Annotated in this window: 17 protein-coding genes; 1 reads left to right on the top strand and 16 read right to left on the bottom strand. The window is 70.3% G+C overall.

Going from position 1 to position 20303, the window contains the following annotated elements; genetic code table 11:
• Position 1: 1 nt before the first annotated feature.
• From JOD97_RS02190 to JOD97_RS02130, 13 genes are read right to left on the bottom strand one after another with little or no spacing between them, the layout of a single operon-like run.
• Positions 2 to 412, bottom strand: a complete 411-nt coding sequence (locus JOD97_RS02190; protein WP_209712982.1) for a GPW/gp25 family protein — start codon at positions 410 to 412, stop codon at positions 2 to 4.
• A gap of 32 nt (positions 413 to 444) precedes the next feature.
• On the bottom strand, positions 445 to 1230 hold the full coding sequence (locus JOD97_RS02185; protein WP_209712981.1) for a hypothetical protein: 786 nt from the start codon (positions 1228 to 1230) through the stop codon (positions 445 to 447).
• Positions 1231 to 1238: 8 nt separating this feature from the next.
• The gene (locus JOD97_RS02180; protein WP_209712980.1) at positions 1239 to 2207 is read right to left on the bottom strand and encodes a phage baseplate assembly protein V; all 969 of its coding nucleotides are present in this window, start codon (positions 2205 to 2207) and stop codon (positions 1239 to 1241) included.
• Complete coding sequence (locus JOD97_RS02175; RefSeq protein ID WP_209712979.1) at positions 2204 to 3433, bottom strand: phage late control D family protein; 1230 nt, start codon at positions 3431 to 3433, stop codon at positions 2204 to 2206. Before JOD97_RS02175 ends, JOD97_RS02180 begins: the two co-directional genes overlap by 4 nt.
• 8 nt (positions 3434 to 3441) lie before the next feature.
• Positions 3442 to 4272 carry a LysM peptidoglycan-binding domain-containing protein gene (locus JOD97_RS02170; RefSeq protein WP_209712978.1) on the bottom strand — a complete coding sequence of 277 codons (831 nt, stop codon included), beginning with the start codon at positions 4270 to 4272 and terminating at the stop codon, positions 3442 to 3444.
• Positions 4269 to 4478: a hypothetical protein gene (locus JOD97_RS02165; RefSeq protein ID WP_209712977.1), complete on the bottom strand. Its 210-nt coding sequence runs from the start codon at positions 4476 to 4478 to the stop codon at positions 4269 to 4271. Before JOD97_RS02165 ends, JOD97_RS02170 begins: the two co-directional genes overlap by 4 nt.
• Positions 4479 to 4505: 27 nt before the next feature.
• Positions 4506 to 5099: a phage tail protein gene (locus tag JOD97_RS02160; protein WP_209712976.1), complete on the bottom strand. Its 594-nt coding sequence runs from the start codon at positions 5097 to 5099 to the stop codon at positions 4506 to 4508.
• Between the two features lie 15 nt (positions 5100 to 5114).
• Entirely contained in the window at positions 5115 to 7154 is a 2040-nt protein-coding gene (locus tag JOD97_RS02155) for a phage tail sheath C-terminal domain-containing protein (protein ID WP_209712975.1), read from the bottom strand.
• A gap of 53 nt (positions 7155 to 7207) precedes the next feature.
• Positions 7208 to 7648, bottom strand: coding sequence for a phage tail protein (locus tag JOD97_RS02150; RefSeq protein ID WP_209712974.1), 441 nt, complete (start codon positions 7646 to 7648; stop codon positions 7208 to 7210).
• 10 nt (positions 7649 to 7658) lie between these two features.
• Positions 7659 to 10766, bottom strand: a complete 3108-nt coding sequence (locus tag JOD97_RS02145; protein ID WP_209712973.1) for a phage tail sheath C-terminal domain-containing protein — start codon at positions 10764 to 10766, stop codon at positions 7659 to 7661.
• A 17-nt stretch (positions 10767 to 10783) separates the two neighbouring features.
• Positions 10784 to 12193 (bottom strand): hypothetical protein, encoded by a 1410-nt coding sequence (locus JOD97_RS02140; RefSeq protein WP_209712972.1) that lies wholly within the window; start codon positions 12191 to 12193, stop codon positions 10784 to 10786.
• A gap of 1 nt (position 12194) precedes the next feature.
• Complete coding sequence (locus JOD97_RS02135; RefSeq protein ID WP_209712971.1) at positions 12195 to 12821, bottom strand: DUF4255 domain-containing protein; 627 nt, start codon at positions 12819 to 12821, stop codon at positions 12195 to 12197.
• A gap of 10 nt (positions 12822 to 12831) precedes the next feature.
• Positions 12832 to 13131: a hypothetical protein gene (locus JOD97_RS02130; protein ID WP_209712970.1), complete on the bottom strand. Its 300-nt coding sequence runs from the start codon at positions 13129 to 13131 to the stop codon at positions 12832 to 12834.
• A gap of 336 nt (positions 13132 to 13467) precedes the next feature.
• Between JOD97_RS02130 and JOD97_RS02125 the strand changes: the two genes are divergently transcribed.
• Positions 13468 to 14520: a DMT family transporter gene (locus JOD97_RS02125; protein ID WP_209712969.1), complete on the top strand. Its 1053-nt coding sequence runs from the start codon at positions 13468 to 13470 to the stop codon at positions 14518 to 14520.
• A 3-nt stretch (positions 14521 to 14523) separates the two neighbouring features.
• Here the strand turns inward: JOD97_RS02125 and JOD97_RS02120 are convergent, their stop codons facing one another.
• From JOD97_RS02120 to JOD97_RS02110, 3 genes are read right to left on the bottom strand one after another with little or no spacing between them, the layout of a single operon-like run.
• Positions 14524 to 17682 (bottom strand): efflux RND transporter permease subunit, encoded by a 3159-nt coding sequence (locus tag JOD97_RS02120; protein WP_209712968.1) that lies wholly within the window; start codon positions 17680 to 17682, stop codon positions 14524 to 14526.
• On the bottom strand, positions 17679 to 18962 hold the full coding sequence (locus tag JOD97_RS02115) for an efflux RND transporter periplasmic adaptor subunit (protein WP_209712967.1): 1284 nt from the start codon (positions 18960 to 18962) through the stop codon (positions 17679 to 17681). The genes JOD97_RS02120 and JOD97_RS02115 overlap by 4 nt, the downstream gene beginning before the upstream one ends.
• Positions 18959 to 20290: a TolC family protein gene (locus tag JOD97_RS02110; RefSeq protein WP_209712966.1), complete on the bottom strand. Its 1332-nt coding sequence runs from the start codon at positions 20288 to 20290 to the stop codon at positions 18959 to 18961. Before JOD97_RS02110 ends, JOD97_RS02115 begins: the two co-directional genes overlap by 4 nt.
• Positions 20291 to 20303: the final 13 nt, after the last annotated feature.

The raw sequence follows: 20303 nt of genomic DNA, 5'->3' as shown, positions 1-20303 counted from the left end.
GTCAGCGGTCCTCGCGGATATAGAAGGGGTAGACCAGGTTGCCGATGGCGTTGGTCTCGCGCACACGGTAGTTGATGCGGATCAGCAGCAGGTTGGGCGCGTCGAGGTTGTTCTCGGCGTGCACGTCGAGCACGTCGATGCGCGCCTCGTGGCGGGTCAGCGCCTGGCGCACCTGGTGCACCACCAGCGCGATGGTGCGCGAGTCGTTCGGCGCGAACAGCGTGTTGTGGATGCCGCAGCCGAACTCCGGCAGCATCGGCCGCTCGCCCGGCGCGGTCGACAGGATGATCACGATCGCCTCTTCGATGCGCTGCTCGTGGCGCGCCTGGGCGATGCGGCCGTTGGGCGTCACCTGCAGCGGGAAACGCCAGCCGACGCCGAGGAATGCACGGTTCTGGGGTGGGGCATACATTTTTTCTCTCTCCCGGTTGGCTTGGTTGCCGGCTACAGCGTCTGGCGGCCGGCGCCGTTGTGCGGCTGGTAGGTGATGCGCTCGGCCTGCAGATCGCCGCCGAGTACGATGTTGCGGCCGCTGGCCGGCTCCAGCCGGATGTCGCCGCTGTCGAGCAGCACGATCCTGGCCTTGACCGCGCCGCCCGGGCCGCAATTGGCGATCTCCACTTCCTGCCCGCCGTTGCTGCGGATCTCGACATAGCCGGCCTCGTTCAGCGCGCCGTTCTTCAGCATCAGCCTGACCTGCTGGCAGCTCTGCGCGTCGCCGGTGTCGAGCCTGACGGCGAAACGCTGCGACTCGGCCAGGCTGACGAATTGCAGGTCGGCCGACGGCGGGCCCAGGCCCACATAGTCGGCGCCGCCGCGCGTCGCCTTGACGAAGGCGCGCAGGCGGTAGGCCGGCGCGCCGTTCTGCGCCTTGGCGTAGCGCGGGGCGCCGCCCTGGTCGGTCTGGCCGGCGGCCACCAGCAGGCCCTGCCACGGCGCCGGGTCGCCGTCCTTGGACTGCAGCGGCAGCGGCGTGAGCGTGGCCAGCACGGCCAGGTCGGCCGGCACGCTGGTCCAGTTGCGCTCGCCCTCGTTCCAGATCTGCTCGGCGCCGCCCTGGGCGCGGTAGACGAAGGCGCCGATCTTGCGCGTGTCGTCCTGGCGCAGCGGCTGGCCGTCGGGGAAGCTGAGCGGGCCGAGCTTGAGCGTCACCGGCCGCTCCAGCGACGCCGGGCCGGCCGCCGGGTCGGTCTGCAGTTGCACGGCGGGGAGGGTGAGTTGCGCTGTCATGGCGGCCGCTACAGGAGATTGCCGGCGCCCGGCGTGTAGACCGGGCTGACGACGGCATTGGTGATCACCGTCGCGGCCTGCAGCACGCCGGCGAAGGTGGCGATGCCGGCGGTCACGCTGAGGGCGCTGGCGGTGATGCTGGCCGCGCCGGCGGCGGTGATCGCCACCGCGCCGCCGGCCGTGATGCTGGCGGCGCCACCGGCCGTGATGCTGGCCGCGCCGCCGACGGTGACGCTGGCCGCGCCGGCCACCGTCACGCTGGCGGCGCCACCGACCGTGACGCTGGAGGCGCCGCCGGCGTTGACGCTGAGCGTGCCGGCCGCCGTCACGCTCACGCCGCTGCTGCTGACGTCGATCGTGTTGCCGGCGCCGACGGCGATCGACAGCGACGGCTGCGGCGTGGCGTTCATCGTGATCGTCACGCCCACGCCCTTGCCGGCCTTGAGCTCGATCTTGGTGCCGGCGGGCAGGTCGTCCATCAGGATCTGGTTCTCGCCCGACTTGAGGCGCACCTTGCCGTTGGCCGGCAGGTCGTCGAGCAGCAGCTCGCGTCCGTCCTTGCTCTTGAGCAGGACCTGCGGGCCGGCGGCCTGGTCCTCCAGCGTCAACGCGTGCTGGCCGTTCGATTTGAGGATGACGCGGGTGTCGTCGCGCTTGTCCTCGAAGCGCAGCTGGTGGCCGCCGGGGGTGACGATGACGCGGTTGTGGGCCTCCTTCTCGGGCGAGACCTGCTCGCCGTTCCACAGGAAGCCGACCACGTAGGGGTGGCCGAACTGACCGTCGGCAAAGCAGATCAGCACCTCGTCGCCTTTCTCCGGCATGAACAGCGCGCCGCGGCCCTTGCCCGACATCGGCGCGGCGATATACGCCCACGGCGACATCAGCTTGTCCTCGATGGCCTTGTATTCGACCTTGACCCGGCCCTGCTTGACGTCGACCTCGTCGACGAAGGCCGTCACGACACCGCGCTGGTTCATAGTTCCCCCTCTTCGCCCTGCTCGCGGCGGGCGGTGAATTTGGTCTGGTAGCCGCTGTCGTTCAGCGTGTGGGTGGTCTTGATGACGAAATAGATGCCCGAGAAGCGCGCGCCCAGCCCCTTGATGCGCACGCGCCGGCCGGCGCGCAGGTCGGGCAGGCCGACCGTGGTGCCGGTGGCCTCGACCATCAGCTTGAGCTTGTCGGACAACAGCGCCAGCGCGCGCCGCTCGGCCTGTTCCGGCGTGTATTGCGGCTCGTCGACGACCACCTCCTCGCGCGGCTTGCAGCCGTCCTGGTCGAGCAGGTGCAGCAGGTCGCGGTTGATCTTGATGTCCGGGTGCTTGAGGTCGACCTTCTTCCTGATCGCCTTGTTGGTCTGGCGGTTCCAGCTCTTGACCTCGACCGACTTGACCTGGTTGGCGGTGGACAGCTTGGGGCTGAAATCGATCAGCGAGATGCCCCATTTGAGCTCATAGCTGACGGCCGGCACGCCCTCGTGCAGCGCGTCCGACGGCCCGAAGTGCAGCACCTCGCGCGGCGGCTTGCCTTGGCCCTGGGGTTCGAGGTCGACATACACCACGTAGCCGATCTTGCGCGCCTCCAGCAGCAGGAAGTCGATGTCGTACTGGTTGTCCTGGGCGATGTAATCGAGCTTGGGCTCCTTGCCCTTGGCCGTGCGGTCGATGCGGATCGGCAGCGGGAAGCGCTTCTTGCCGTCGGTGTCGTTGCGGCGGCCGATGTCCTCGGCCACCTCGCTGATCTTCTTGCCGCTCCAGTGGTCGCGGTATTGCTTGGTGCGCAGCTTGAACAGCACGTTCAACGCGCGCACCGTCAGGGTCGGCGCGGCGCCGGCCGGGAAGGTGGGCTCAAGGCTGGTGGTGGCGCCCTTGACCACGCTGGCAAGCTTGGAGCCGTAGCCCAGCTTGAGCTCGAACTCGCCGGCGCACGGCTCGAACAGGCGCTGCACCTGTTCCTCCGGCGTGGCGCCGGTCAGCCTGGCGGCGCGCTCCGAACCGACGTATTTGAAGCTGCGCGTGCTGTCGTCCCAGTTGTTGACGGTGATGTCGAAGCTGTCGATCTCGGTGGTCGAATCGTTGTACGTCACCTGCACCACGTCGCGCAGCACCGCCGGCGGAATCGCCTTGCCGCCCGCCTTGATCTCGAAGCGGGGGACGTAGAAGTCCTCGTAGGTGGCGGCGGCTTGCTGCAAGGTGATGGCGGGCATGGTCGGCCTCAGTCGAGTGGCGGTACGGTGAGCAGGCGGCCCGGCACCAGGCGGCGCGGGTCGTCGATCGCGTTGTGCCCTGCGATCGCGCGCCAGTCGACCGGGCTGTCGTAATAGCGCTGCGCCACGCTGGCCAGCTGCTCGCCCTGCTGCAGCGCGTGCACGTGGGTGCGGTCGGGCGAGCTCAGATGCAGCTCCAGCAACTGGTCGCGCAGCCGCTTGTATTCGCGCAGGCTGACCGTCAGCGTGGCGCGCAGCGGCACGCCCTCGGGCGAGAACAGCGTGAACTTCTGCTTGACGCTGTCGAGCAGGCAGCGGAAGCCGTTGCGGCGCTGGCTGCCCAGCGGCGGCCCGACCACCGCCTGCGCCGCCGCGCCGATGCTGCCGGCCGCGCCCAGCGCCGCGCCCACCGCCGACCCGGCCGCCTGCGCCGCGCCGCTGACCGCCTTCGCGGCGGCGGCCGCCACGCTGCCCGGCGCGCCGCCGATGTGGGTGCCGGCCATCTGGTCGCTCCAGATGAATTCGAGGATGGGCGGCGCGTGGCGCGTCGGTTCGATCTTGATCAGCTGGTAGATCTTGTCGGTCTCGGTGGTCACGCTGGTGGCGCCGGCGCCCATGCCGTGTTCTGTCGTGTCGAAGAACAGGTCGAGCGTGAGCTTCTCGGCCTGGCCGCGCACGAACTGCTGCAGCGGCGCGTCGAGTCCGGGAATCTGCACCTCGGCGATCTGCACCTGCTTGTCCAGCGTGTACTCGCTCGGGTTGTACTGCACCGGGATGTCCTCCGGCTGGCCGCGGCCGTGCCAGTAGACCCGGAAGATGGCTTTCGCGGGCTCGCTCACGGCTTGCCTCCATGCTCGTCGCCGCCGTGGCAGCAGGCCGCGCCGATGCGGGTGTCGCGCTGGCGCGCCGCCTCGTCGCGCTGGGCGCCGCGGGTCGCCTGCAGCACCGCCGCCACGATGCGTTCCATGATTTGCGGCGACAGCAGCGATTCGCTGTCCACCGCCTGCAGCGTGCCGACCACCTCGCGTATCCGGACCTGTGTCATCTCTGTCCCTCCCGTCTAAGCCGCGCCTCAAAAATTCCCGATCGAACCCGATAGACTGCCCGCCGCCGCGATCGCGCCACCGATGCCGGCGCCCGCCACCGCCGCGCCGATGCCGCTGGCGGCGCCCACCAGCGGCAGCTGGAAGATGCCCTCGTGGGCGATTTCGAGCGCCTCGATCGCCACGCTGTTCTGGGTCGCGTTCAGCTGCGGCCCGCTGTACTTGGTCGGCAGCCCGCGGCGGAAGAACCAGATGTTGTTCGGCACATGCTGGTCGTTGAGCAGGATGACCAGGCCGTCGCGCCGCTTGCCCTTGCCGACCGCGAAGCCGTAGTGCCAGTCCCACAGCGTGCTGCCCGAGCCCAGGCCCTTCTTCAAGGTCAGCGCGCCCCATTCGACGCGGTTGGGGAAGCGCAGCACGGCGCCGTTGTTGCCGCCTTCCTTGTAGTCCTCGGTCTTCATCGTCATCTCGATGCCCGAGCACTCGGAAAAGCCGCCCACGGCCACGTCCAGCACCGCCGACAGCGCCGCCGAGCCAAGCGTGGCGAGCACGCTGCTGGTGTCGAGCAGGCTGACGACGAAGTTATGATTGAGCACCGGGTCGGCGCGCGAGAGCAGGGCCATGGCGTTCTCCTGGTGCTAGACGTCGGCCGTGGCGGCGTCGGTGCTCATCGCGAAGCCGTTGGCGTCGCGGCCGATGCGCAGCACGATGAATTCGAAGGGCACGCTGGGCGCCACCCCCACCTGGACCAGCAGCTGGCCGCGCTCGCGCGTCCCGGGCGGGTTGTTGCTGTCGTCGCAGCGCACGTAGTAGGCCTCGTCGGCGGCGGCGCCGACCAGCGCGCCGCGCGCCCACAGGCCGCGCAGGAAGGAGCCGATCACCATCGACAGCTTGGCCCGCGTGTGCCAGTCGTTCGGCTCGAACACCGCCCACTGGATCGACAGGTCGATGGCCTTGGCGATCATCGACATCAGGCGCCGCACGTTGACGAAGCGCCAGTCGGGGTCCGACGACAGCGTGCGCGCGCCCAGCACCCGCACGCCGCGCCCGGGCAGGGCGCGCAGCAGGTTGACGCCCAGCATATTGAGTTCGCCATGGCGGGCGTCGTCGAAGGCCAGCGAGGCGTCCTGGGCCCACAGCAGCGGGACGTTGGCCGGCGCCACATGCACGCCCGCGCGCAGGTCGATGGCCGCGCACAGGCCGGCCACGTGGCCGCTGGGCGGGACCGCCCGGGTCGGCGCCCTGGCCGGGGTGGCGCCGGCGCGCGCCGGATCGACCACCAGCAGCCAAGGCGCGTAGAGCGCGCCGAAGCGGGTATCGAAACGGCTGCGCCAGACGCGCAGCTCGTTGACCGAAAAACTCAGCCGGTTGCAGGTGTCGAACGGCGCGTCGAGCAGGGCGACGCGGTCGCGCCGGCCCTCGCACTGCGCCACCATCGCGGCCTGCACCTGGTAAATCTGGGCCAGCGTGAAGCGCGGCGGCAGGTCGCCGACGGCCGGCGGCCGTGGCGCCGGCGGCAGCACCGGCAGCGGCAGGCAGGGATCGGCCACGCAGCCGGCGGGCGGGCGCAGCGGGTTCGGTTGGCGCGGCTGGATATGGATGTCGGGCACCGCCAGCAGCGCGATCTCCTCCACCGGGGCCAGCGCCGCGATGCCGCTGCGGGCGGCCGCCAGCGCCGCGCTGGCGGCGCCGGGCGGCTGGTCGGCGCCGACGAAATCGGCCACCGCCAGCGCCGCCAGGCCGTCGGCGCCGCCGGCCAGCGGGACCGGCGCGGCAGGCGCCGCGCCGCCGGCGCCGGCGAGCAGGGTGAGCGCGTCGCGCGCCGCCGGCGTGCGCAGTTCGCGGATGACGATGGCCGGCGGCGCGATGGCGCCGCGGTTGCGGGCGGCGCGGAAGTAGTCGAGCGCCAGGTCCGGCTCCGGCGCGCGCCGGTTGTCCAGCTCGGGCTGGCGCAGGTCGGGGGTCTGCCACGGTTGCTTGAGCAGCAGCGGACCGTAACGCGGATGCTCCGGTATCAGCGAGACGTCGTCGTACAGCGCGATCAGGCGGCCGCCGTCGAACACCTCGATGGCGTAGGCGATGGTCTCGACGCGCAGCCGGCTGTTGGGCGCGAACAGCGCCAGCGGCCGGGCCAGCGCCAGCGCGCCGGCGGTCGCGTCCGGCGCGGCCAGCACCGCCCGCTCGCGCACGGGCCCGGCCTGGCATTCGACCAGGCTGGCGCGGCCGAAGCCGGCGCCGTCCGCCACCAGCAGCCGGGCCGGGTCGACCGCGTCGACCGTGGCGCGGGTCTGGGCCCGTCGCGACTCGGTGACGCGCACGCTCAGGTTGTTGCCCCAGACGCCGGGGCTGGACGCCTCGATGCGCCACGCCGGCCCGGCGCCGTCCTCCAGCGTCAGCGCGGCGCTGGAGGCGGCCGCCGACGCCACCCGCACCGCCCACATGCGCCGCCCGCCGTTCTCGAAAAACGCCCGCGCGCAGTAGGCCAGGTAGCCGTTGTCGATCGGCGCGCCGAACCAGGCCTCGAACTGGCGCGCCGACTCCACCGGCACGGCGATGCCCAGCGGCCCGCGCTGGGCGATGCCGACGAAGCCGGCGACGTCGGTGCGCAGCGCGGCGATGCCGCCGCCCGAGGCGTCGGCCCGCTCGTAATACACCCCTGGCGTTTCATAGACTCGCATCGCCGCTCCCATTGCGTGACTGCCGGTGGCGCCGGCCGCTTGCCGCCGTCCGCTTACATTTCCAGCGTCAGGCCTTCGTGTATCAGCTCCATCGATTCCATCGCCACGTCGTTGGACGAGGCCTTCAGCGACGGCCCTTCGATCTTGTTGATCCAGGCGTTCTCCGCGTGCCAGCGCAGCACTGCCTCGCGCCGCTCGTTGAGCAGCACGATGGTGACGTTGCGCCGGTCCGGCACGCCGTTCATGATGTTGGTGTACCACTGCCACAGCGCCTTGTCCTGGGTGTAGCCGCGCTTGAGCGTGAGGTTGGTGTATTTGCGCATGCCCATCAGCTTGCGCACGTTCGATTGCAGGTCGGTGCCCTCGCGGTAGTCGACGCTGTCGCCCTCGGCGGTGAGCCCGCCCACCTCGGAGAACGCGCCCTTGGGCAGGTTGTCGATCTCGAGCACGAAGTTGTAGCCGCGGTAGGGGTCGTTGCGCTGGTCGGTTGCCATGGTGTTCTCCTCAATCCTCGGCGTGGGCGGTCCACAGGCCGATCCGCACGATCACGAATTCGGCCGGCTTGACCGGGGCGACGCCGACCAGGCAGATCAGGCGGCCCTGGTCGATGTCGGTCTGCGTCATGGTGGTGCGGTCGCATTTGACGAAGAAGGCTTCCTCGACCTTGGTGCCTTCCAGCGCGCCGTTGCGCCACACCAGCGTCAGGAAATTGCTGATCGCGCGGCGCACGCGCGCCCACAGCGGCTCGGCGTTCGGTTCGAACACCACCCATTGCAGGCCGCGGTCGACCGAGGCCTCGATGAAGATCAGCAGGCGCCGCACGTTGACGTATTTCCAGTCCGAGTCGCTGGTGATGCAGCGCCCGCCATAGACGCGGATGCCGCGGTTGTTGGGCCGGAAATCGCGGATCACGTTGATGTTGACCGGATACGGGTTGAGGATGTCGTGCTGCTCCTTGTTCAACAGCCGCTGCAGGCCGGTCACGCCGCGCACCACCTCGTTGGCCGGGGCCTTGTGCACGCCGCGCTCGATGTCGGTGCGGGCGTAGATGCCCAGCACGTGGCCGACCGGCGGGATCGGGTAGTCGGCCGGCGCCGCCGGGTTGCCGGGGTAGGGGTCGGGGATCAGCAGCCAGGGGTGGTAGAGCGCCGCGTACTTGGTGTCGAACTGCTGGCGCTGGGCCTGGATGTCGGTCATCGAGTCGCCCGGCGGCGCCAGGCCGTCGAGCGCGACGAAGCGGTAGCGCATCAACTCGCAATGGTTGATCAGCGCGCCCTGCATCTGCGCGCTGGTGCGCCCGGGCGCGGCGATGATGCTGATCTGCTCGACGTTGCGCAGCGTGAAAAGCCCGGTGCGCAGCTCGGGGTTGACGTCGTCGAGGCCGATATAGGTGGCGTCGCCGATCGCGCCTATCATGTCGTTGCCCTGCGCCAGCGGCAGCAGCACCAGCCGGCGCGGGATGCCGGGGCGGACGTCGTAGGTGGCCACCGGCCCGGCGCGCAGGCCGGTCGACGGCGCCGCGTCGATCACCCGCACGTAGACCGATTCGCCCTCCGAGCGGCGGTCGGCGCGGCGCAGCGGCCGGCCCATGTCGTCCAGCGTGGTGGCGGCCACGCCCATGTTCCAGGTGCAGCCGATCACCCGCTGGAAGTAGCGCGTGTGGCGCGGGTCGAGCGAGAGCGCGCCGAACACCTCGCGGTCGATGGCGATATTGTCGCGCGCCGGGTTGGAGGGATCCGGCTGGCGCAGCAACTCCACCAGGAAGCGGTACTCGCGGCTGCGCACCGCGTCGCCCGGCACGACCAGGCCGGGCAGCGGCGTGGCCGCCTCCAGCGTGATCAGGTAGTCGTCGCCGCGGTCGATCGACAGCACCTTGAGCGCGGTCACGGTGGCGCTGGAGTCGGTCACCAGCAGCTCGGTGCCGGTTTCGACGCCGGCGGCCGAATCGAGCCGCAGCCGGCCTCCCGGCAGCACCTGGCGCACCCGGGTGTTGAGCAGCGCGCTGTCCTGCGGCTCCATCGCCACCCGCAGGCGGTCGCCCCAGACGCCGGCGTCGATGGCGCGCACCGTCATCATCGGGCTGCGCCGGGCCACCAGCGCGCCGGCGGCGTGCGGATTGCGCAGCGGATTGCTCAGCGCGATGGTTTGCGGCGTGACCGCGGCCGGCGCCCCGTTCACCAGATGGTAGTACGGACCGCCCGAGGCGGGCATGACGCGGATCGCGCCGGCCGCCGCGAAGCCGGCGCGCCCGACCAGGATCTGGTCGGCGCCGTCGGCGGCGTCGAGGGCGACGACGGTCTGCAGCACGGGCGCCGTCGGCGCCGCGCGCGGCACCACGATGCCGGCCGTCGCCAGGTGGGCGATGCGCAGCGGCGCGCGCAGCACCACGTTGCCGGCATCGGGCGCCGGCGCGTGGGCCGGCAGGCCGACGATTTCGACCAGTTCCAGATCGGCGCCCAGGCCGATCGCCAGCATGGCGCCCTCGGTCATGCCGGTGCGGTCGGACACCGTGATGACGGTCGCGCCGGGGTCGGCCTTCGCGCTCAGGTCGACCGCCGCGCCGGCCGCGCCCAGGGTGACGCCCTCGACCCGGGTGCCGGCCGGGTAGTTGCCATAGGCCGGCTGGGACAGCGCCAGCCGCGTCAGCGCGCCGATGCGGCGGTACTCGGTGCGGGCCGGGTCGGCATGGCCGAACCGGATGCCGTCGCCGGCGGTGGTCAGGCCCGTGTTGAGCAAGACCGGCACCACCACGCTGCCGGGCGCGGTGCTGGCGCCGACCTGGGTGGCGGGCGCGATCGGCGTGACCAGCTGGCGCACCACCTGGCCGGCCGCCGCGTGGGGCAGCAGCAGCGGCGCGCGCAAGGTCACCCGGTTGGCGGCCGCCGGGCCGGCGGCCACCACCAGCTCCTCCTGGTCGCCGCTGCCGACGCGCAGCACGTCGCCGGCCGCCAGCGCCGGGACGAAGGCGGCGGCGCCGAGCACGACCGAACCGGCGCCGGCGGCGGCATCCTGGGCCAGCGTGGCGCTGTGGTTGGCCGCCGGGGCGGCGTCGGCGATGGTCGCGTGGTCCACCGCTTGCGGCGCGGCGTGGTCGAACGACAGCGGCAGCCGCAGCGTCACGGTGTTGGCGGCGGCGGCCGCGCCGGCGATCTGCATGAACTCGGCGCCGACCCCGGCGCCGATCTGCACGGTGTTGCCGGCCACGAAGCCGGGATCGGCCACCAGGGTGATCGCGCTGGCGGTGGGGGCGGCCGGCAGGATCAGGCTGGTCTGCAAGGGCGCGGCGAGATCGGGCGCCACCAGTTGGCGGCTGGCCGCCAGCGCCTGCGTGAAGTCCAGCACGCGGGTGACGTAGAGCCGCCGGCCGCCGTTGGCGAAGAAGCCTTCGACGCCATGCGGCAGGAAGCGGTGCTCGCCGTAGAAGACGGGATTGAGGGCCTGCCCGAACCAGCGCTGGTATTCGCCGAAGCTGGTGACGAGGATCGGCACGTTGACCGGCCCGCGCTCGGTCACGCCGATCATGCCGGCCGTGCTGGTCGACACGCCTTCGATCGGTTTGCTGCCCGTATCGACTTCTTCGACATAGACCGCGGGGGCGAGATATTCAGGCATCGACATTCTCCTTGGGGTTAGCTGAATACGATGGCGAGCACGTTGTCGCCGCCGTAATCGAGGGCGACGTCAAGCTGCTGCGCCGGGTGCAGCGGGTGGCTGGCGATGACGCGCAACTGCGCGACCCGCGCCAGCGGCGGCGATACGAAGCGGCCCTCGGCGTCGAGCGGCAGCTGGTGGAAAAAGGCGCCGCCGCTGTGCGACGGATATTGGGTGGCGTGATAATAAGCCGCGCGCGCGGCGCCGTGTTCGACGGCGAGCATGCTGGCCGTGGGCAGGGCGCCGATGCCGGCGGCGAACAGCACGCGGTCGCCGGGCAGCGTCTCGCGCGCCACGGCGCCGGCGGCCACCAGCGCGGCGGGCGCGATGTCGCGCACCACCCCGGGGGCGCGGTGCAGGTGGGCTGTGGGCGCGGTCAGGCGCAGCGTCACCGGCGCGTTCGGGTCGCCGACGGCGTCGAAGCCGGCGCTGACGACGATCTCGTCCTCGCTGGCGAGCGGATCGCCGAGGCGCAACAGGTCGCCGCCGGCCGGGTTCAGGCCGAGATTGGGCGCCACCACGATGGCGCGCGCGCCGGCCGGGGCGAATTGGCGCAGGCCGCGCGGCGCGCCGGCGGCGTTGAAGGTGCCGCGCTGGATCGGCGCGCCGACCGGGTGCGGAAAGCGCAGGCCGGGGGCGATGGCGCAGAAATCCGGCGCCACCGGCGCCTGCGTTTGCGTATGCGGGTAGGCCAGCCAGATGCCGGCGATGCCGATCTGCGCGCCGAGCGCCGGCACGATGCTGGTCGGCCCGGTGCGGCGCTGGGCGCGGCCGCGCAGCCTGACCGGCCCGGCGCGGTGCAGGTGCTGGTCCGGCAGCACCAGCGGCACGCCGGCCACGCGCGTGTTGAGCGCATGCGGCGCGCCGACCGGATCGGCCAGCGGCACCTGGCCGGGCGGCGGCGGGCTGGCGCTGGCGGCGACCGCGTTGAATTCATCGGCGCCGGCCGGCGCCGGGCGCGCCACCAGCACGCCGCGCCCGGGGCGGAACTGCGGCGGCAGGCCATCGGGCGGCAGCACGTCGAGCGCGGGGTCGCCGGCGGCGGCGGCGGTGTTGAGCGCGCGCCGCGCGGCGTCGACGGCCGGGGTCAGGTCGCGCGGCAGGAAGCCCGGCGCCTCGACCGCCGCCGCCAGCGCGCCCGGCGTCAGCAGCGCATGGGCGACATCGCGCGGCCGTGCCACCAGGCCGCAATAGCCGCCGTCGCCCACGCGCGGGGTGGCCGCCACCAGGTTGCTGGTCAGCCGGATCGGGGTGCGCGGCGGCGCCAGCGTCAGCTCGTCGATCACGCGGGCGCGCAGCACGGCCCACCAGGCCATGCCGGCCGGCAGCGGATCGTCATCGGCGATGGTGTACTGCAGCGCTTCGGCGGAGACCAGGCGGCGCGGCATGTCAGGCTCCCCGCGCCACGATGGCGGCCATGTCGGCCCGCACCGATTCGACCAGTTCGACGCGCAGCGGCGCCGCCTCGCTCTGGATGTTCGCCAGCGTGACCTCGTACGACACCGACAGCTGGTAGGAGCCCTCGAGCGCCTCCCATACGCGGGTGATCTCTTCCAGCCCGAGCGCCTCCAGATGCACATGCACCTCGGCGTCGCTGCCGGCCAGGTCGGAACGCAGCAGCGCGCCGGCCAGGACCGGGTAGGTGTGGAACAGCTGCAAAGCACGTCCCAGTATCCGTTGTTCGGTCTCCGGGCTGTCCGCGCTGCCGGTGGCGATCGGCGTGATCAGGTAGTGCAGCCGCAGCGGCAGCGGCGGCGGCACGATCTCGGTGCGGCCGGTGGGCAGCGTGCGCACCACGGGCGGATCGTTGAGGCGATTGTCGTCGCGGGTGACGCGGTACAGCCAGACCGACAAACCCTGGCGGCTGGCCGACATCATCTCCTGCGGCGTCTCGAGCGACACCACCGTGGTCCCGGTGAAAAACGAGGCGAGGCCGGACGGCCCGATATCGCTGGCCATCGCTTCGGCCAGCAATTGACGGATGGTTCCACTTGTCGCGGCCAGGCTGGTGTACATAGCGTCTCGATCAATATCCATCAGGTTCGGAGGCGTCCGGATGCATCCCGGCCAGACGCCGCAGCTTGGCCATGTCGACGTCCACCCGGCGGCGAAAACGGATGCGTCCGTCCGCAGCGGTCGACACCGCGACAAGATTGCGCGCCACCATCCACGCCAAGGCCGCCGCGACGACATCGCCTGGAACATCCAGCCCGCCGGCCAGCCACCAGCGCCGTATACCTTCGGCGGTGTCGCAGGCGAGCGGATGTTCACACCAATAGGTCGACAGCTCGGTGACAAGTCTCCATTCGGATGGGTTCGGTTCCATGTCGCAGCCCACAGGCCAATTACCCTCTGATAGAGCAAATGCGATGCCACCCGGGCGAAGAATCTATGCGGCTGATTTAAAAGACGTTTTTAGCGCGCGCCGGTGCGCGCCAGGACAAATTTGTCATGGCCCGGGAGTGGAAATCGCGGTCGGCGCGCATCACCAGGGCAGCCGGGGGGGCTTTTGGCGGGCCAGGACAAAATAGTCCTGGAAGGCGCCGGTGTTTGCCCTACCGATAAAACCACCCGTGTCGGCGACGTGGCCGTAAAATGAACGGCCATGGGATCGGTCATACCGGACCCGGCTATTTCTGCCCACTCGGTTCTGGATCATGTTATGCATATAGGTGTCATCTACGCGCTGCTGGCCGCCGCCCTGTTCGGCGCCAGTACCCCTTTCGCCAAGACCCTGGTCGGCCAGGTGCCGCCCTTGACACTGGCCGGCCTGCTTTACCTCGGCAGCGGCATCGGGCTGCTGATCTGCTACGCGGTGCGCGCGCTCGTCAAGCGCAACGACCCGGACCAACCGGTCGCGCTGACCCGCCGTGACCTGCCCTGGTTCGCCGGCGCGATCGCCGCCGGCGGGGTGGCCGGGCCGTTGCTGCTGATGGCGGGACTGATCAGCGTCTCCGCCTCGGCGGCCTCGCTGCTGCTGAATATGGAAGGGGTGTTGACGTCGATGCTGGCCTGGTTCGTGTTCAAGGAGAACTTCGACCGCCGCATTTTCACCGGCATGCTGCTCATTGTCGCGGCCGGCGCGCTGCTGTCGTGGGACCAGGCGCCCGTTACCGGGCCGCCGTGGGGTGCGCTCGCCATCATCGGCGCCTGCCTGTGCTGGGCCATCGACAATAACCTGACGCGCAAGGTATCGGCCAGCGACCCGTTGCAGATCGCCGGCGCCAAAGGATTGGTGGCCGGAACGGTCAACCTGGGGATTGGATTGGCGCTGGGCGCAAGCATGCCGGCGGCGCCTACGGTATTGCTGGCCGGCGTGGTCGGCTTTTGCGGCTACGGCCTGAGCCTGGTGCTGTTCGTGCTGGCGCTGCGCCATCTTGGGACGGCCCGCACCGGCGCCTATTTCTCCGCCGCGCCATTTGCCGGCGCGGCGCTGTCGCTGCTGATGCTCGGTGAGGTGCCCGCGCCCTTGTTCTGGGTCGCCGCGGCGTTGATGGCGGGCGGGATCTGGTTGCACCTGACCGAATCGCATGCGCACACGCATGAACACCCGCCGATGTCGCACGCGCATGGGCACCGCCATGACGAGCACCACCAGCATGAGCACGACTTCGACTGGGACGGCGCCGAGCCGCACACGCATGCGCACCACCACGCGCCGCTAAGGCACAGCCATCCACACTACCCGGATATCCACCATCGCCATCGGCACTAGATCTTAAGCAACCTCCACCTGGCCGGCCCCGGTCCGCGGCTGGATGGAGCGGCGCCGCATCAGCAGATACACGGCCGGCACGACGAACATCGACAGCAGCGGCGCGGTGATCATGCCGCCGACCATCGGCGCCGCGATACGCTGCATGACCTCGGAGCCGGTGCCCGATCCCACCATGACCGGCACCAGGCCGGCGATGATCACGGCAACCGTCATCGCCTTCGGCCGGACCCGCAGCACGGCGCCTTCGCGGATGGCGTCGAGCAGCTCGGCCTCGCCCGGAGTGCCGCGCGCCTGCCGCGCCTCCCACGCGTGCTTAAGGTACAGCAACATGATCACGCCGAATTCGGCCGACACGCCAGCCAGCGCGATGAAGCCGACACCGCTCGCCACCGACAGATTGTGTCCGAGCGCCCACAGCAGCCAGATGCCGCCGGCCAGCGCGAACGGCAGCGTCGCCATGATCAGCGCCGCCTCGTCGACGCGTTTGAAGGTCAGGTACAACAGCACGAAGATGATCAACAACGTCATCGGCACGACCACTTTGAGCCTGGCGGTCGCGCGCTCCAGGTATTCGAACTGCCCGGACCAGGACACGGAGTAGCCGGCCGGTAGCGCCACCTCCCTGGCCACCCGCCGCTGCATCTCATGGACGGCGGAGCTCAGATCGCGGCCGCGGATGTCGACGTACACCCAGCCCGATAAGCGCGCGTTCTCGCTCTTGAGCATGGGCGGTCCGTCGTCGATGCGGACCGTGGCCACGTCGCCCAGGCGTATCTGGGCGCCGCGCGCGGTCAGCACCGGCAGGCCGCGCAATTTCTCGACCGAGTCGCGCACCTCGCGCGGATAGCGCACGTTGATCGGAAAGCGCTGCAAGCCTTCGACCGTCTCGCCGATGTTGTCGCCGCCGATGGCGCTAGCCACGACGCTGTGCACGTCGGCGATATTGAGGCCATAGCGCGCCGCCGCGTCGCGGTCGATCTCGATGTCGACGTAGCGGCCGCCGTTGAGCCGTTCGGCCAGGGCCGACGACACGCCCGGCACGCCCTTGACGACCCGCTCGATGTCCCCGGCGATGCGGTCGATCTCGCGCAGGCTGGCGCCGGCCACCTTGACGCCGACCGGACTCTTGATGCCGGTGGCCAGCATGTCGATCCGGTTGCGGATCGGCGGCACCCAGACGTTGGACAGTCCCGGCACCTTGACGATGCGGTCGAGCTCCGCGACCAGTTTGTCGGTGGTCATGCCCGGGCGCCACTGGTCGCGCGGCTTGAACTGGATCGTCGTCTCGAACATTTCCAGCGGCGCCGGATCGGTGGCGGACTCGGCCCGGCCGGCCTTGCCGAACACGGTTTGCACTTCCGGCACGGTCTTGATCAGGCGGTCGGTCTGCTGCAGCAGCTGCGCGACCTTGCCGGCGCCGATGCCGGGCAGGGCCGATGGCATGTACAGCAGGTCGCCCTCGTCCAGCGGCGGCATGAATTCGCCGCCCAGCCGCGCCATCGGCCAGACCGTCGCCAGCGCGACCAGGCCGGCGGCCACCAGCGTGGCCTTGGGATGGCGCAGCACGATCTCCAGCAACGGCCGGTAGAGCGCGATCAGCCATCGGTTCAGCGGGTTTTTCTGTTCGTCCGGGATGCGCCCGCGAATCAGGTAGCCCATCAACACGGGGATCAATGTCACGGCCAGGCCGGCCGCCGCCGCCATCGCGTAGGTTTTCGTGAACGCCAGCGGCGCGAACAGGCGCCCCTCCTGAGCTTCCAGCGTGAACACCGGGATGAAGGACAGCACGATGATCAGCAGCGAGAAAAACAGCGCCGGGCCGACTTCGGCCGCCGCGTCGCCGATCACGGTCCATTGGGCGTCGCCCGACAGCTTTGGGCCCGGATGGGCGTGATTCCATGCCTCGATGTGTTTGTGGGCGTTCTCGATCATCACGACCGCCGCGTCAACCATGGCGCCGATGGCGATCGCGATGCCGCCCAGGGACATGATGTTGGCGTTCACGCCTTGGTACGACATGACGATGTAGGCGATCAAGATGCCGAGGGGCAGGGAGACGATGGCCACCAGCGCCGAGCGGAGATGAAACAGGAACAGCGCGCAAACGACGGCGACGACGATGAACTCCTCGATCAGCTTGTGCTCGAGGTTGTCGACCGCGCGCTTGATCAGGTTGGAGCGGTCGTACACGGGGACGATCTCCACGCCGGCCGGCAGGCTCGCCTTGAGACTGGCGACTTTGGCCTTGACGGCGTCGATGGTCTGCAGCGCGTTCTTCCCGGAGCGCATGACAATCACGCCGCCGGCCACTTCGCCCTGGCCGTCGAGGTCGGCCATGCCGCGCCGCATCTCCGGCCCCAGCTGCACGCGCGCCACGTCGCCCAGGCGCACGGCCACGCCGCCCTCCGACGTCATCAGGGGAATTTTACGGAAGTCGTCGAGCGAGCGCAGGTAACCGGACGCGCGCACCATGTACTCCGCCTCGCCCAGCTCCAGCACGGAGCCGCCGGTTTCCTGATTGGCGCGCTGGACCGCCTCGATCACCTTGCCGTGCGGGATGGCATAGGCGCGCAGCTTGTCGGGGTCGAGCACGATCTGGTATTGCCGCACCATGCCGCCCACGCTGGCCACTTCGGACACGTTCGGCACCGCCTTCAGCTCGAACTTCAGGAACCAGTCCTGGTAGGCCCGCAGCTGCGACAAGTCGAGCTTGCCGCTGCGGTCGACCAGCGCATATTCGTAGATCCAGCCCACGCCGGTCGCGTCCGGGCCGAGCGCCGTTTTCGCTTGCGCCGGCAGGCGCGCTTGCACCTGGTTCAGGTATTCGAGCACGCGCGACCTGGCCCAATAGGGATCGGTGCCGTCCTCGAACAGGATGTAGACGAAGGAGTCGCCGAAGAAGGAATAGCCGCGCACGGTCTTGGCGCCGGGGACCGACAGCATGGTGGTCGTCAGCGGGTAGGTCACCTGGTTTTCCACGATTTGCGGCGCCTGGCCCGGATAGGTCGTGCGGATGATCACCTGCACGTCCGACAGGTCGGGAAGCGCGTCGAGCGGCGTGCGCGCCAGCGACCACACGCCCCACGCGGCGATGAAAACGGTCGCCAGCAGGACCAGGAAGCGGTTGGTGATCGACCAGCGTATCAGTTTCGCGATCATTTCTTCGCTCCCGCCGGGGCAGGGGACCTCCGCATGTCGTCCATGCGGGTCGCCGTCCCCTTCAGGCTGGCCTCGGAGTCGAGCAGGAACTGGCCCGACAGCACGATCTTCTGCCCCGCCGCCAGGCCCTTGCGGATCTCGGTCATGCCATCGCTTTCGGCGCCCGCTTCGACGTCGACCGGCTGGAACTTGCCGCCGTCCAGGGCCAGGATCACGACGCTGCGCGCGCCGGTCTGGATCAGCGCCTCCGACGGCACCAGCAGCGTGTCGGCGCCACGGCCGGAGGCGAAGGTGATCGTGGCGAACATGCCGGGGACCAGTTGTCCGCCTGTGTTGGTCAGCTCGATCCGCGCCTTGAGCGTGCGCGTGGCCGCGCTCACCTCCGGCAAGACCGCGCCGACCTTGCCCTTGAAGACGCGACCCGGCAGCGCCGGGGTACGGGCCTCGACGGCGTCGCCGGGCCGCACCTTGGCAGCCAGGTTCTCCGGCACTTCCGCGTTGACCCAGACCGTGGACAGGCCGTTGATGCGGAACAGCTGCGCTCCCGATGCCACAGTCATGCCTTCGCGCGCGCCCAGCTCGGCGACCACGCCGCTGACCGGCGCCGAAACGGTGACGCGTGGGTGGACCTTGCCGCTGGACTCGACCAGCCGGATCTGCGCGTCGCTCATACCGGCCAGCCGCATGCGCTGGCGGGCCCCATCGACCAACGATGCGGTGTCGCCTCCGTGCATGCGGCGGGCGGCCAGGTATTCCTCCTGCGTCGCGATCCAGTCGGGGACGTACAGCTCGGCCAGCGGCTGTCCCTGCCTGACCGGATCGAGCGGAGCGCGTACGTACAAGCGCTCGATAAACCCGTTGCCGCGGGCCTGGACCAGCGCCACCTCGCGCTCGTTGTACGCGACGCTGCCGACCGCGACCAGCCCGGAGGGCAGCCTGCCGGTGGTGACCAGCGCCGTGCGCACGCCCAGGTTCTGCTGGACGCCGGGTCTTACGGCGACGGCGCCATCATCGTTATCGGCGCCGGCGCTCGCGTAGACCGGCACCAGCTCCATGTCCATGAACGGCGACTTGCCGGGCTTGTCGAACTTCTGGCCGGGCACCATCGGATCGTGCCAATAGAGTGGCTTGCCGGCGGCCGCGCCGGAGGGGGCCGCTGTTGCGCCGGTCTCGGCCGGCATGGCTTGCATGCCTTGGCGCAGGCCGTACCGGTAGGCCGCGTAGCCGCCGGCGGCGACGGCGATTGCGATCAGAAGCGCCGCTATTTTCTTGTTCTTCATTGGGATTCCTGTGGATAGTTGGTGGCGGCTGGCCGGGCGGATTCGCCTTCCGGGACGAGGAAATTCAGTTGCGCCCATAGCCGCGCGGTATCGAGTTCCAGCTGCAACGCTTGCATGCGCGTTTCCGCCTCGTTGCGCCTTGCCGCCAGCACTTCGGCCAAGGTGGTTTTGCCGCCACGATAGGCGGCCAGCGTGGCCTGGCTGCGTTCGCCGGCCAGCGGCAGCACCTCGCGCCTGTACCGGGAGATCCGCTCCTTTCCGCTTTGCCACTCGACGATCAGCGAGCGCGTCTCGGCGACGTGGTCGCGCAGCTTCTCTTCACGCTCGGCCTTGGCCTGCTCGACCAGCGCCAGTTTCGCGCCCAGCTCGCGGTCCTGCCGGTTCTTCCTGTCCCACTGCAGCGGCACCGAAATCCCGATCGACACCATGTTCGAGTAGGCCGAGCCGCGTTGCTGGAACGCGAGCTCCACGCTCCAGTCCGGGCGCCGGTTGGCCTGCGCCAGATTCACCTCGGCTTGGGCGATGTCCTCCTGCCTGTTGAGCACCGCGATTTGCGGATGGTGGGCCAGGTCGCGGTCGAGCGAGGACGGGTCCAGGCGGACGCTGTCGATGTCGGGCGCGCCGGCCACGCCCGCCTGGCCGCCGGTCCACCGGGCCAGCATGGTCTGGGCGACACGCAGCCGGCGGCCGATGTCGCTGCCACGGTCATCGAGCGTGAGCAAGCCGGCGCGGGCGGCGAGGATGTCGACCTGGCTGCCGCGCCCGCCGCGATAGGCGGCCTCGGCGGCTTCGATTTCCTGGCGCGACGTGGCTGCCTGCCCGGCAACAACCTCGGCCATCTGTTCCGTGTAAAACACATCCAGCCAGGCAAGCGCGGTGTCGCGCTGGATCGCGGCCGTGGCCAGCTCCTTTTCCGCATGCGCCTTGTCGGCTTCGCGCTCGAGGCGCGCGGCGCGCCAGCGCAGTTTGTCGGCGCGCGTCAGTTCCTGCGACACGCCGACGCGGCGCATGGTCATGAAATCGCTGCCCGCACTGAGCCGATCGGGGCCGCTGACGGGCAGATTGTCGACGCCGACCGTGAGCACGGGATCGGGCGGCTGGCCGGCCGCGACCGCCATTTCCAGGGCCGCCCGCGCCGCTTGATCCTGCGCGCCGAGCTGGCGCGAGCGGGCCACCGCTAGTTGTTGGGCCTGACCCAGCGTGAGCTGCGGGGGCTCGGCCGGCGCGGCGGGGGCGGCGGCGAGGAGGGCGAGGACGAGACTGATCGTCGACCATGGGCGGGGACGGCCAGGGCGCGCATAGGCATGCACGAATTGCGGGGAAGACATGTTACCTCCAGAA

It is taken from the genome of Duganella sp. 1411 (assembly GCF_017833525.1).
Lineage (GTDB): Bacteria > Pseudomonadota > Gammaproteobacteria > Burkholderiales > Burkholderiaceae_D > Rugamonas.
This window is presented reverse-complemented; position numbering and strand designations above follow the sequence as displayed.